The organism is Bradyrhizobium sp. USDA 3315 (assembly GCF_054056795.1).
This window is the reverse complement of sequence record NZ_JBSRYP010000001.1, coordinates 81,902-94,924: the sequence shown is the minus strand read 5'-3', so window position 1 is coordinate 94,924 and position 13,023 is coordinate 81,902. Positions and strand designations below refer to the sequence as shown.

The 13,023-nt window shown below is 59.1% G+C and carries 9 protein-coding genes; 7 read left to right on the top strand and 2 right to left on the bottom strand.

Translation table 11 applies throughout. The annotated features are described in order from the left end of the window. Positions 1–221 precede the first annotated feature (221 nt). The 5 genes from ACVIYL_RS00400 to ACVIYL_RS00380 all read left to right on the top strand — a co-directional run bounded on the left by ACVIYL_RS00400 (position 222) and on the right by ACVIYL_RS00380 (position 9,676). Entirely contained in the window at positions 222–3,611 is a 3,390-nt protein-coding gene (locus ACVIYL_RS00400; protein WP_456777391.1) for an NERD domain-containing protein, read from the top strand. Positions 3,612–3,802: 191 nt separating this feature from the next. Further along, on the top strand, positions 3,803–3,943 hold the full coding sequence (locus tag ACVIYL_RS00395) for a hypothetical protein (RefSeq protein WP_456777390.1): 141 nt from the start codon (positions 3,803–3,805) through the stop codon (positions 3,941–3,943). Then, the gene (locus tag ACVIYL_RS00390) at positions 3,943–4,626 is read left to right on the top strand and encodes a hypothetical protein (protein WP_456777389.1); all 684 of its coding nucleotides are present in this window, start codon (positions 3,943–3,945) and stop codon (positions 4,624–4,626) included. The genes ACVIYL_RS00395 and ACVIYL_RS00390 overlap by 1 nt, the downstream gene beginning before the upstream one ends. A 98-nt stretch (positions 4,627–4,724) precedes the next feature. After that, on the top strand, positions 4,725–8,528 hold the full coding sequence (locus tag ACVIYL_RS00385; RefSeq protein WP_456777388.1) for a hypothetical protein: 3,804 nt from the start codon (positions 4,725–4,727) through the stop codon (positions 8,526–8,528). Between the two features lie 14 nt (positions 8,529–8,542). After that, entirely contained in the window at positions 8,543–9,676 is a 1,134-nt protein-coding gene (locus tag ACVIYL_RS00380) for a hypothetical protein (protein WP_456777387.1), read from the top strand. Positions 9,677–9,682: 6 nt separating this feature from the next. Here the strand turns inward: ACVIYL_RS00380 and ACVIYL_RS00375 are convergent, their stop codons facing one another. Further along, on the bottom strand, positions 9,683–10,039 hold the full coding sequence (locus ACVIYL_RS00375; protein ID WP_456777386.1) for a hypothetical protein: 357 nt from the start codon (positions 10,037–10,039) through the stop codon (positions 9,683–9,685). Beyond that, positions 10,036–10,413 (bottom strand): plasmid mobilization protein, encoded by a 378-nt coding sequence (locus tag ACVIYL_RS00370; protein ID WP_456777385.1) that lies wholly within the window; start codon positions 10,411–10,413, stop codon positions 10,036–10,038. Before ACVIYL_RS00370 ends, ACVIYL_RS00375 begins: the two co-directional genes overlap by 4 nt. A 257-nt stretch (positions 10,414–10,670) precedes the next feature. On the opposite strand from ACVIYL_RS00370, the gene ACVIYL_RS00365 reads away from it, so the two are divergent. Next, positions 10,671–12,509, top strand: coding sequence for an SEC-C metal-binding domain-containing protein (locus ACVIYL_RS00365; protein ID WP_456777384.1), 1,839 nt, complete (start codon positions 10,671–10,673; stop codon positions 12,507–12,509). A 203-nt stretch (positions 12,510–12,712) separates the two neighbouring features. Further along, the gene (locus ACVIYL_RS00360; RefSeq protein WP_456777383.1) at positions 12,713–12,868 is read left to right on the top strand and encodes a hypothetical protein; all 156 of its coding nucleotides are present in this window, start codon (positions 12,713–12,715) and stop codon (positions 12,866–12,868) included. Positions 12,869–13,023 lie beyond the last annotated feature (155 nt).

Below are 13,023 nucleotides of genomic sequence, written 5' to 3'. Positions count from 1 at the left end.
CTGCGGTCTCATTTGGATCAGCGCTAACGAGCGAGCCGACAAAACGGTGAGCCCGGACACTAGCGCGCAGAAGCCGCCCCTCATTTTACCAGGATAACAGGCTCATTGGCCAATCTCCCATTGACGGTTGCTAGCGCGACCCTACATTTTCGGCGTAGACCGTTTCAACTTTCCCTATTTTAATCACGTCCGTTCTCCCTTCCCGCATTGTGGAGCCCTCGTTGCCATCTATAGAGCTATTCATTGGCGCGGCAATCGAGCACGCTTCGGAGCGGGCTGCCCTGCAGCGCGCCTATGAATTTCTGTCGGCGCAAGGTATTCCAGCCGTCATCCTGGCGAATGCAAGTCTTGGCGAGCGTCAGGTCGATCTTGTTATCGCGGTCGACCGGGCGGCGCTCGTCACCGAGTCAAAAGGATTTACTTCAGCCGTTCGCGGTGCCCACAACGGCGATTGGGAAGCGCGCCTAGCCTCGGGTGTATGGAAAAAATTCGGCAACCCGTATCTTCAGGCCATGAACGAGAAACTTGCCGTGCGTGATGCGATGCGAAGCTTCGTCGGCGCCGAGGTTCCGTACCCGAACGCTGCCCTGATCATCGTTCCTTCCATCCCCGCCGGCTCGACGATCCCGCCGGGAGATTTCAAGGTTTCGATTGGCGGCCTCGACGATCTTCCGCAGCTTATCGCACCGGCGAAACGCGATGGATGGTCGCTGGAACAGTGGCGCGCTTTCGCGGCGCATCATCGATTGATCCAGGCACCGTCGATCGACGCGGCCTTGAGCCCGGAACTGCTTGACGCCGAGCAATTGCTGAAGGGCTACGGTGAGGCCTTCATCCGAACCTACGGCGGGTCTTCGTCTGGCATGGTTTCCGTGCCTTGCGTTCATGAAAGTGAGGCGCTCTCGTCGGATGATGTTCTGGAGCGATCCGCGCAAGACGACAACATGCTGCTGACAGGGCCTTCAGGATGCGGCAAGAGCCTGCTTGGATACGGTATCGGGCTTGCGGCTTTAGGGCGCGGCGACGTGCCGATCATCGTCCCTGCGAAAGAGTTCGAAGGCAACATGCGGGATGTGGTGAACCGTGAGGCGGCTTTGCTCGATGCGAGGTCGGCGGCCGCGGTGATCTCCGCCGCGCGGAAGCTGAACCGTCGCCTTTTGCTCGTCGTGGACGGCTACAACGAATGCACGCCAGCCAAACGGCAACGCCTGACACGAAGCATTGCTGCGGCCATAAAGCGATATGATGCGCGTGCTGTTGTCTCAAGCCGGGTTCCGCTTGAGCGCGGTGATCTCCTGCCGGTGCGCGGCTATGCCTTACAGATCCCGGACGGCGAAACCAAACTGGTCATCGCGCAACAGGCTGCCGGCGGCGTTTCCGTCCAAGCCCTTGCGGAATTGATCGGTGCCGTTGGAAGCGGTCTTGAAGCGAAGATGGTTGGGCAACTCGGCCAACGGCTCTCTCCTGGCACGAGCAAGTATGGCTTGTTCGATGCATATGCGCGCGAACGGCTGGGCTCCTTCGCTTCTGACGGCATTCGTGCCCTGTCCCGCGTCGCCGGGATGATGACACAGCGCATTAGCTTCGGGCTTTCCGTTCGGGAACTGGATCGCTTATCGGATCGCGAGGGAGTCTCGGGAGCTTTGTTGCGGGCGCTGCAGGAAGCCAACATTCTGGACAAGCGGGGCGACCGGGTGAGTTTCAGCCACGAGATGTTCCTCAACGTATTCGCGGCCGAGGCGATCGTGCGTCGCGCGGGTGATGATCCCGAAGCGGTCGTAGCGGCGTTGCGATTGCCACAACACCTGGAAATGACACCCTTCGTACTCGGGGCCATCGACGACGACAGTTTCCGGCGCCAAGTGCTACCCCATGTATCCGATGTGCGTGTTATTCGCGCGTGCCTCTCGGGGCAATGCGGGCCGGACGCGCAGCGTTGGGCAAATGATCGTTGCGATGAGGTGGTTGCTCGTGTGCGCGAAGAAATTGAAAGCGTGCGGTTTGAGGTCTCGGACGAATTCATGTGGCACGTGCGACCCAAACCGGAGACGGTTCAGGAATGGTCTCAGCAAGATCGGGCCGTCCTTGCAGCCGTTCCCCAAGAGCTGGTTGCGGGTCGCCGTCTCGATGAACTGCTCGATCTCATTGGAAAAATGGACGCGCGGCTAGCCGAAGAACATCGTCGATTGCTCGATCAGGCAAAGGAAAAGAAACTCAATCTGCGGACGGGCCTCTACGCGGTAAGCTATGCCGGCGTCGGAATGCGCGAAACCGGGCTGTCGCGCATTTGCAGTCCTATCTCAAGTGGTGGCCTTTACGACGGACCGAAGGTTACGGCCAGCGCCAACATCCATGGGCGGCTGAAGTCCGACACGATATCGCCAGGACAAGTCGGCCTGCTGATCGAACTCGATAAGTATTCCGACCCCGCCGCGCCCTCCATCGGAACGATACTGCCCGAGCTCGTTAGGCGCTGGTGGCCGAGAGCCGCCCATCATCTGCGGCTCGGGCTGATGCACGCGGCGATGATGTGTGCCCACGCGCTGAATGATGCAGAGCGTCAGGCATTGATTGCCGCCATCGAGACAACCTGTTTGCCCGCCGGCGGTTTCGATGCCTGGGGTATCATTGATGCGCTTAAATCCCTCGGTGCGTTGGACGATGATCAGGAGAACTATGTCGCGACCGCCAAAGCGGAATTCCAAGCGGTGCTGGGGGACCGTGACAACCCCTTGATGTGGCGAGCGGCCAACGGGACGTGGAACGCGCAGTTCGACCATCCATACGACGCTGCGTATTGGGAAGCATGGAAAGGCTTGCTGGCTGAAGAGCGCAAAGCACTTCTTTTCATGGCCGCGCGAGGCGCGGAGGGCCATTCCATGTTCGCGCCGTCACTGATTGCCGAAGTGGCCTCGTTTGGAGACCCGGCCGCGGCGCCCATTCTCGCGCAGTGGACGACTCTGCCTCCGAAAAGGGAGGTGATGATGCAGGATGCCATTCGGACGTTTGAAATGGCCTATGCGGCGCTTGCGCGTCTGCGCTGCCCGATGCCTGACCGTTCGGAGGAAGCCGCGTCCGCAGCGGACCATGCGCTGCTGGCTTGCGGGCAGATTCTTTATTGGCTGAACCGCGACGATCTGCCGGTGTCGGAGCGCAAGTCGAATTGCGCGGCTTCGCTTGCAGTCCTGTCGCGCCATGAAGCGGGTGTCGCCGCTGCTGTCGCCGGAGAATTCTTCCGGTCGGACCATATGTTCGCGGAAAGCGCGCGCCGGCTCCCGGGTTCGGAGCCTGTGGCGACGTCATTTCGGCAGTATTTTCCTAATGAGATCGCCGCGATCTACCGCGCCGCGCTCGAAAAGCCGACGATCCAATCCGGGTATTTTGAGTTTTTCCGCACCGAGGACGTGATCGAGAAGGCTTTGGTGAACTTGGGGCGGTTCGGCGGTGCGCGCGATATTCCGCTGCTCCGCGTCTGGACAGTCCATCCTGATTTGGGGCGCTTTGCAGTACAGGCGATCAAAGAGATCGAGGAAGCACCCGGTCACATGAAGTCCAGCGCCAAAGGGCTAGCGGCGCCAGACGCCTTGCCCGGCGCCCGCGGGTCATGCTGAGGTATTACGTTCAGTTCACGGAGGTGCCTTTCGTGAACCAATCAGGCTATTTCGAGAACCAAACGTAATATACAAGACTAGCATAATACATAGGGAATGGGACGCTTCTGGCCCTTGCTGGAGCCATAACTATATCTAGTGTCTGGGGGCCTGTCTAAAAATTCGAAGCTCAACCGTTCTTGGAGGCTTCGATGAAAGACGTTGAAAGTTGGCTCGCCGCGCTCGGCGGCATGTCTGGCTGCGCATTGGCCGTTCTCGTGATCCTGGGTGCTTTCGCGCTCGCGGGTTTCGCGACCTACGCGGTGTTCACGCTTGCAAGGGAGCGGAAGTGATGCGGGTGCGTGACTGGGTACGGCTACCTTCGATGTGGATCGAGGAAGGCGGTCTGCAGGGTTTGCAGTGGACGAGGTCAGATACGTCGGGCTCGGACAATGCCGCAGCGCTGATGGTGTTGGCGCCAATTGCCCACGTCGCCGACGATGAGGGGTTGGCGAGTTGCATCTACGACAGGCTGGCGCTGGCCACGGGCTTAAGCCGCGTCAAGATTTCAAATGGTCTTGCCGTCCTGACCGATCTCGGCGTGATCGAGCGCAAGCCAGCGGGCCGCAGCTCCATCCAGCTCACGAATTTTGGGAACGGCCATAGCTGGTCGAAGTTGCCCGCGAGATGGCTCTACGGGAACGGCCGCGTCATCGGGTTCCAGCATTTCACCTCGCGCTCGATGACGGAGCTTCACGCCTTGAAGCTCTATTACCTGTTCGCCCGGCGCCGCTCGAACGAGACCAATATGGCGCATCTCAGCTACGACAAGATCGAGGAATATTCTGGTATCGAGCGGCATCGGATCAAGCCCGCCATCAGCGTGTTGCTCAACGCTGGGCTCATCCATGTCGAACGCACCGAGAGCCGGATCAACGATCGCGGTACGGCAAACGCCTATCGGCTGGCCTATATCGACTCCTACCTTCATTTCGGCACGCGCGGGCGCGACCCCGATTTCGCGGCGGCGGAATAGAAGGCTTTGCCGTGTGCCAACATTTAGTGTTGGGGTTATCCGATATCTCGCTTCTATCTGTGATTGACGACACTTAATGGCTTACTTAGCTTCGAATCATGTTTGAAATCACCGGGGACGAAATTTCCCATCTGAATGACACGGATCTGCGCGCGCTGATTGGACGGTTGTGCGAAGCCGAACTGCGCCGGCAGGGTCATTCTGTCTCGCACGCGACCTGGGGCGGCAGCCAGACGGCCAAGGACGGTGGTCTTGATGTGCATGTGGGGCTGCCGGCTGGCGCCACCATCGGCGGCTTCATCCCGCGCCCCGAGACGGGGTTTCAGGTCAAGAAGCCCGACATGCCCCGACAGGAAATTCTCGGTGAGATGAAGCCGGGTGGCGTGGTGCGTCCCATCCTTGTCGATCTCGCCAAGGCATCGGGCGCCTACATCATCGTAAGTGCGACGGGTTCCACGGCTCATTCAGCGCTCAAGAACCGCAAGAAGGCGATGGCGGAGGCGGCGGAGGGCATCGCCGACGCATCGAAGCTTGCGCTCGATTTTTATGACCGCAACCGCGTGGCGACCTGGCTTCGCGATCATCCGGGCCTTATTCCGTGGGTCCGGTTTTTGATCGGCAAATCAATTCCGGGCTGGCAATCCTTCGGTTCGTGGTCCCGTGCCCCGGGTGGCGTCGACGATGACTACTTGTTCGACGGTGAAGCCCGCATCAAGACTGGCGACAAGGACGAGGGGGACGGGGTCAGCGCGGTCGATGGTATCAACCGCATGCGCGAGGTTCTTGGCCAGCCGCGACAGGTGGTGCGGCTGGTCGGCTTGTCAGGCGTCGGAAAGACGCGGCTTTGCGAGGCGCTGTTCGACGATAAGATCGGCAAAGACAGCCTCGATCCATCGCTTGCGTACTACACGAACGTCGCAGAAGACCCGAACCCGCCGCCGATTGGCCTTGCATCCGACCTCATCGCGGCAGGCAGGCGGGGCATTCTTGTCATCGACAATTGCCCTTCTGAGCTTCACGGCGAGTTGGCGAAGGTTGCGCGCGCGGCGAACTCAACGATCAGCGTTATTACGGTCGAATACGATATCCGCGACGACCAGCCCGAGGGCACCGATGTGTTCGCGCTGGATTCGTCGTCACTGCCGCTCATCGAGAAGCTGGTGGCGCGCCGCTACCCGGAAATCTCCCAGATCGACGCCGGCACTATTGCGGAGTTCTCTGGCGGCAACGCGCGTGTCGCCCTCGCGCTCGCCGCGACGGTCGGTAAGAACGAGGCCATCACCGGCCTCAGCGATGCGGATTTGTTCAAACGACTGTTCCAGCAGCGGCATGAGCACGACCCCGACTTGCTCCTGATCGCGCAAGCGTGTTCGCTGGTGTACTCGTTTGAAGGGGTTAAGACGGAAGGCGATGGCGCTGAGCTACCCATCCTTGCCAGCCTGATCGGCAAGCCCGTGTCGGAAGTCTACGCGGGCATTGCCGAACTGAAGCGGCGCGACTTGTTGCAAGAACGCGCAGAATGGCGCGCGGTGTTACCGCACGCTATCGCTAATCGCCTCGCGGCCCTCGCTTTGCAGAACATTCCCGCCGCAACGATCATGAATGCGCTGGTGACGAACGCTCCCGCGCGCCTGCGGCGTTCCTTTTCGCGGAGGCTCGGCTACCTCGACGGCAGCAAGGAGGCCCGGGCCATCGTGGAAAGATGGCTGTCGCCGGGCGGCATGCTCGCGGAAATACCCGATCTCGGCGAGGATGAGCGCACGATGTTGGCGAACGTCGCTCCGGTCATGCCGGATGAGACCTTGGCCGCTATCGAACGTACCCTGAAGGACGCGGACCGCGCGACGCTCGCCAAGGGCGCGCACGTCGTGCGGCTTCTGCGATCACTGGCTTACGAGCCAGAGCAATTCGAGCGGGCCATCGCTCTCCTGATCAAGCTTGCGCAAGCGGCGGCCTCCGATGATGAGAGCAGCGCAGCGGGTATCGTGCCGTCACTGTTTCACATTGTTCTTTCCGGTACGCACGCGCCGATTGCCATGCGCCTTAAGGTGCTTGAGGGCATGCTCCGATCCGATGATCCGGCCCTGCGCGCGCTGGGATTGAAATCACTCGACGCCGTGCTGAAAACCGATCATTTCTCGTCGGGCCACGGTTTCGATTTTGGCGCGCGTTCCCGCGACTACGGCTATTACCCGCCGACCGGGAAGGATGTGCAGGATTGGTTCGGCGGGGTCCTCCACCTCGTCTCGCCCATGGCCTTGTCCAACGACCCCGTGGCGGCCGGTGTCCGGACTTCGATCGCGCACGAGTTCCGGGGGCTCTGGTCAAACACGGGACAAATCGATGCTATCGAGACGCTCGTAAAGGAGATTAGCAAGAAGGGGTTTTGGCGCGAAGGTTGGGCAGCTGTGCGCCAGACTCGAATTTATGACAGCGAACACATGCCTCCCGAGATCCGCGAGCGGCTGTCGGCTCTGGAAGAATTGTTGCGGCCGAAGGACCTCGTTGATCAGGTCAAGGGAGTGGTTCTCGGAAGCGGCGGCGGGAGCATCGATCTCGATGATCTACAAGAAGTCGAGAACGATGATTACGCCGGTGCCGCCGCACGCATGAACCGGACGGTCGAGAATCTCGGCAAAGACGTCGCGAACGACGACGAAGCCTTCAAGACCTTGCTTCCGGGCCTGGTGAAGGGTGGTTCGCGCGTTCCGCTGTTCGGGGCAGGCCTCGCAGGCAGTACCGAGAAGCCCTACGAGATTTGGCAGGCGTTCGTTACCGAATTTGCGACCACGGAGAAGCCTGCAGCAGGAGTGATGGGTGGCTTCCTGGCTGGCTTGCAAAAGCGGGACGCCAAGCTGGCCGACAAGATGCTGGACGAAGCACTACAGCATCCATCGCTTGGTCCGTACTTTCCTCAGCTCCAGACCAGTGTTCCTATCGACGACCGAGGGCTTGAGCGCTTGCACGAAGCGCTCGAACTTGGCAAAGCCGATATCACGCAGTTTTACGCGCTGGCCTATGGCCGCGTGAGCGACGAAATTCCGGGGCCCCAATTCCGTGATCTTCTGCTTGCCATTGCGAGCAAGCCCGACGGCCTAACGGTCTCGCTGGAAATCTTATCGATGCGTTTGTTTGGCGATGCGGCAGACAAGCGATCGACGGTGCCTGAGGTCGCGGAAGTCGGCAGGACCCTTCTGGATGCGTTCGAGTTTCATAAGAAGGATCGGCGCACCGATCGGGAGGATCGTGAACTGGGGCGGATCGCTCAAGTGTCGCTGGTCGGTGAAGAGGGTGTTCCCGTCGTGCGGCGCATGGTCCAAAAGATGATGGTTGCCGTCCGACGTTACGACATATATGCGCATGATCAGGACGACCTGATGACAGGGCTGCTTCAGGTTCATCCGATCGTCGTGCTGGATGAAGCGTTTTCGGGCGACGCCAAGTCCAGGGGAAACGCGATGCAAGCCTTCGCCGACTTCCAACGGTTCCACAAGAATCCGATGGCAGTTGTCTCCGACGATGTTCTGCTAGCCTGGTGCGATGCGGCTCCGGGTATCCGCTATCCGATCATGGCCGCATCGGCTGGTTTGTTTAAGCGCCCAGCGAACAATGAGCCGCATGAATGGCTTCCTTTGCCTGCAAAACTTCTTGCGAGGGCGCCTGATCCGCACGCTGTTCTCAAGGAGATTGTCCGGCGCCTTCATCCCACGAGCTGGAGCGGTTCTCTCGCAACGAAGCTTGAGGGGCGGCTGAAGCTTCTTGAGCGGCTTCCGGTCGATCAAACCCCGGCGCTCACCGATGCGCTCGATGCTGCCAAAGCGGTGTTACAGGAGAGGATCGAAGTTGAACGCAAACATGAGGCCGCAGACAGTAGGTCTCGCAATCGCCGTTTTGAGGATTGAAGACGCCTAGGACCATGGATATCGCTGCGCACCGTGCACACCCTGAGATCTCGCTCGAAAGGCACGTCAAGAGCCGCGTGGTGGAATTGGGCCAATCGCTTGAGCGTCGCACCGCTATCTACCTCGACACCAAGTTCTGGATCGTATTACGCGACTGCGTCGCCGACCGTAACCGCGATCCGGCAGCACAAGAGCTGCTGCAACGGCTTCGCAAGCTGGTGCAGGATGGCAGAGTTTTCTGCCCAATCAGCGACAGTACCTTCTTCGAGTTCCTGAAAAATGGTGATCCGACTGCTCGTCTCGAAATTGCACGCGTTGTCGACGAGCTAAGCCGCGGTGTTTCGCTTCTTGATCACCGCATGCGGCTCGGGACTGAGGTCTCTTACTTTGTGCACGGCGCAGAGGGCAGCGACGATTTGCATCCGTTGCATCATCTGGTCTGGTCGCGGGTTGCGTTCGCTGTCGGGTTTGTTCATCCGACTAACACGGGCGCCGATGCTGCAACCGAGCTTGCGATGCAGAAGGCGTTCTTCGACCGGATGTGGGATATGCCGCTTGAAGAGGTGATGCGTACGCTTGGAGCTAATTCACCGCCTGATGGCCTTGATTTCACCGTTTCTGGATTGAACGAGGGCGTGAAGCAGAACGCGGATCAACTTAAGAGCTTCGCCCAAGCCTTGGAAGCCGAGCTTAAGGGCGCGGTTGAGCTTGGCGCGGATATCGCCATGGATGTGATGGGCGATATGTTCCGGAAGAGGACGGGCGGAGAGCCCCCCGAAGCCAAGTCTTCGCAATGGCAAACATTCTGGAACCAGTGGGCAAATCTGCTCTTCATTGCGCTTAAGAAGCGTCCACAAGTCCGGCAACAGCTTCGCACGCTGCACATTCATGCAGCGCTGCATGCGGCGTTCCGTTGGGACAAGGCGCGGCGATTTACGAGCAATGACTTGTATGATTTTGAGCACGCATCGGCAGCGCTGGCCTATTGCCAAGCCTTCTTCACTGAAGATGGACTGCATTCCACTCTCGCCGCACGTCACGTTGCTCTTGATCAACTGTTTCAGTGCCGGGTAGCCTCTGGGATTGCCGATGCTATCGAGATTCTAGAGCAGATCGAGACCGAACTTCAGGGTGGCGCGCGCGGATAGCAGGGGCTATTTGCTCTTCTTCTTTCCTACCGCGGTTCTCGCGCGCTTCTTTGGTTTCAGTTTTGCCTGCGCCTTGGCAAAGCTCTCTTTTTCAACGATCAGGGCGACGTTCCCGATATCGTTCGATAGGTCACTGATAATCCGCAAAAAGATACTATTGTCGAGGGTCGGGCGAATGGTAAGCAGTGAACTGGTCGCGTTGTTCAGCGAAATTGCTGCCATGTGGATTGGGTCTGTAAAGCCGGAGTTGCTCTGTCCCACCAAGTGCACGGGCTGTACCGACTCGGCGGTGCCGAGCATGGACAGGGCCGGCCGATAGGCGAGCTGCTTGGCGCGGCGCCGTGCCTGGCCCTTGATGATCATGGGGCTTCAGGACGCTTTCGCAGCGCTCGAATAAGCTGCGGGCGGAGCGCGCGTAAGTCGGATAAGCTGCGAGCCAGATCTCGTTCCATGGATGACGGCAACGCAAGTTCGGCCCGAGCGCTGAGCAGACGGGATATCGCGCGCATCGTTGAAGCAATCCCGCCTAGCCGGTCGAGAACAGATACCAGTAGCGACATATCGACTGATGGTCTGCGCGCTGCACGTAGCGGTTTGGCGTTAACCAGGGCATGCTGGGCATAGGCAGAAAGCGTAATTCCGCTGCGGGAGGCCGCAGCATCGACGGCTTGACGCTCGGATAATGAGACGCGGATGGTAACACGGAAGCGGCGCTGCCGCCCGTCGCTCGGGCTCATGTGGTCCTTGTCAGATCAATACCCCGGCCTCAAACCGGGGATGCAACGGGGCCAGACCCCTTGCCAAGCGCGCTTCGACATTCCCCTCGAATGTCAGACAGCGCATGGCTTGCCTGTTGTTCCTGACCAAACTTATCAGTGATGATGCGATGATTGGACAGCGCGGTTTGTTTGGAAAAGTTTTCTGCCCTGCGATTGAGATGAGGAAAGTCTGCGTGCTATGGTAGCGTTTATTTGCATCAAGCCTTTATGTGAGCATGACTAAACAGGGTAGAAACGAGAAATGCGCTTGCGGCAGCGGCAAAAAGTTCAAGCACTGCTGCATGCAAAAGAAAGAAGCTGACCTCGGCCCGCTCATCTTAGAAGCCGGATTACTCAGTCTGGAGTCTGCGCGTAGTGATCGTGATGAAGCTGAACGGACGCTGCAGAAACTTGCCGCTGATCCTCGCGCAGGCGAGGACGACAAGCTGAACGCCGCCTTTACTTTGGTGGGAATTGCTCAGCGTCGAGGTGATCATCGGTCAGCGCTCAGCCAATTGGATGCGATCTCTGTCAAAAAGGGGTCTATGCCGGCGTGGCACGTGATGGAGCTGCGAGCCGTCTCCTTAAGGGAATTAGGTTACTACGACGAAGCGGCTGCATTGTTCGACCAGCTCATGTCTGAGCCGCACGTCTTGAAAAGTAAAGCTTCCGGCTGGTGGCAGCTTGAGGCTGGAAAAACCTATCATTTCGTTGATCGCATCGACGACGCGATCCGCGTCACGAAGCTGGCGGTTAGATTCTTCGAGGCGAACGAGAACATTGAGCATCTAACGCGTGCTCAGTCGAACCTTGCCATCATGATGCTTAAATCGAGCAATCCCGAGGAGGTGGCTGAAGGTGAGAGGCGCATAGAAGCCGCAAGTGACGTGAAGATTTCAATTGGCGACGCGGAAGGCGCCTCCACAAATTTCTCACAGCTCAGCCTGCACTATTTCTATCAAAACCGATTTGAGAAGGCGATCGCGTACGGCCGAAAGGATTTGTATTTATCCCGTCTGGTTGGTAACGACCGGGCAACCGCGGCAACCCTCGGCAATATGGCGATGATTTATCTCCGCGCCGGGCAACTGTCTGAAGCGCGAGCTTCCGCCCGTGAAGCAGCGGAAATCGGAGAGCGCCTAAACAATCCCGACGTCACGACGAAAATGGCGGGGCTCTTGAAGATGATCGAGGAGGCAGGCCGCGATGCAGGCCAGCGCGGGATTGCCATCGGAAAGTCAGCGTCGTGCGCTTGCGGCTCGGGGGAAAAATATGTGGACTGCTGTGGGCGCGCCGATCACGAGCCGGTGGCCTTGCGGATGCCGATCGGAGGCCTTTCAGAAGATGTCGGCGAGATCAATGAGGCTTTGAAGGGCACCGGGCTCTCCCCACTTGGGCTCGACTACGCCATGAGGCAAACGGAGGAGTCACGTCGGCGGGTCTCATGGGCTGAAATGCGAGGACACCAAGGGTGGTTTGAAATCTTCGAGCTTCCAGATATGGCCAACATTCATTTGAACGCGGCCGAAGCTCTGGCAAAGCAGGCAGACGAACATGGAGACGCTATTGATGAGCCTATTGCGTGCGCCATGCTGTCCGTTAGTGCACTAGAAGCATTCATCAACAGCACCGTGTACTTTGCGAGTGAAGCAGCCAAGAGCCGCTCTATCACTTTGCCACCTGAACTTTTGACTGACGCGTTTGCCTATCAGAGACATACGGAGCTGACTCAGAAATGGGATGCTCTTGGTCAGGCGCTGTGTACGACATGGCCGCCACCCGCGCAGATTTGGAGCAACTTCGTGCGGCTCGTACATCTTCGAAATGAGCTTGTGCACTATAAGGCCGAAGGTTTTGTGCGCGTTGCCCCGGCAGAGAAACATCCACCAGAGCACCTCCGGAATCTTCCGCCGGAGATTGTTATCCGAGACATCCCCACTAGTTGGCCAATGAGGCTTCTAACCCCATCGTTCGCGCGCTGGAGCGTCGCGGTCGCAAACGACCTTATTCGGCACTTCCGGTCGCACTATCGATATGCATTGCCATCGCTGGAGAAGGGACAAGTCACGGAATAGCGGCTCCTCCACAGGCTTGCCGCCGGTCAGGCCAAATCGTAGTGAGCATTCGGGACGGCCGGCAGATGCGGCGGTTCACCGGGCCGATGAGGAGCAAACAAATCTTCACCGAAAACTCCATCGTGGGCTGTCGGGTCAACCGGCGGAAGGACCGCTTGGACGATGTGTGACGCTGGCTGGGATTCATTCACGCTGGCTGCGTCATGGTGGAAAGCGCCTTCGGGAAGAGTGCTGAAGTCGAATTGGCCGCTTTCGGTGATCCCGACCTTGGAAGCTACTCGGCTCAAAAGATCGCTTGCCGCCTCACGGAGCGCCGCAAAGTTGAAGTGAAACGCATCGTCATGGCCCAGTCCAGCTAGCGTTTCCAGCGGATTGCCAATAGACGATGTAGTGGGGGCGTCATCGCCGTCTTGAACCGGCGGGTCGACAATCAGCGTGCCACCGGCACCGTCCGAGCGAACCGTGAAGCTGCCGACGTTCTGGACCGATGCAAGACGCCCGCTCTTCCGTACCC

Bases quoted from the DNA above. Each gene is read 5' to 3' on its own strand.
- ACVIYL_RS00360 (WP_456777383.1), top strand. From the start codon at position 12,713: ATGGTGGAAAGCGCCTTCGGGAAGAGTGCTGAAGTCGAATTGGCCGCT.
- ACVIYL_RS00385 (WP_456777388.1), top strand. From the start codon at position 4,725: ATGTTTGAAATCACCGGGGACGAAATTTCCCATCTGAATGACACGGAT.
- ACVIYL_RS00365 (WP_456777384.1), top strand. From the start codon at position 10,671: ATGACTAAACAGGGTAGAAACGAGAAATGCGCTTGCGGCAGCGGCAAA.
- ACVIYL_RS00370 (WP_456777385.1), bottom strand. From the start codon at position 10,413: ATGAGCCCGAGCGACGGGCGGCAGCGCCGCTTCCGTGTTACCATCCGC.
- ACVIYL_RS00390 (WP_456777389.1), top strand. From the start codon at position 3,943: ATGCGGGTGCGTGACTGGGTACGGCTACCTTCGATGTGGATCGAGGAA.
- ACVIYL_RS00395 (WP_456777390.1), top strand. From the start codon at position 3,803: ATGAAAGACGTTGAAAGTTGGCTCGCCGCGCTCGGCGGCATGTCTGGC.
- ACVIYL_RS00375 (WP_456777386.1), bottom strand. From the start codon at position 10,039: ATGATCATCAAGGGCCAGGCACGGCGCCGCGCCAAGCAGCTCGCCTAT.
- ACVIYL_RS00380 (WP_456777387.1), top strand. From the start codon at position 8,543: ATGGATATCGCTGCGCACCGTGCACACCCTGAGATCTCGCTCGAAAGG.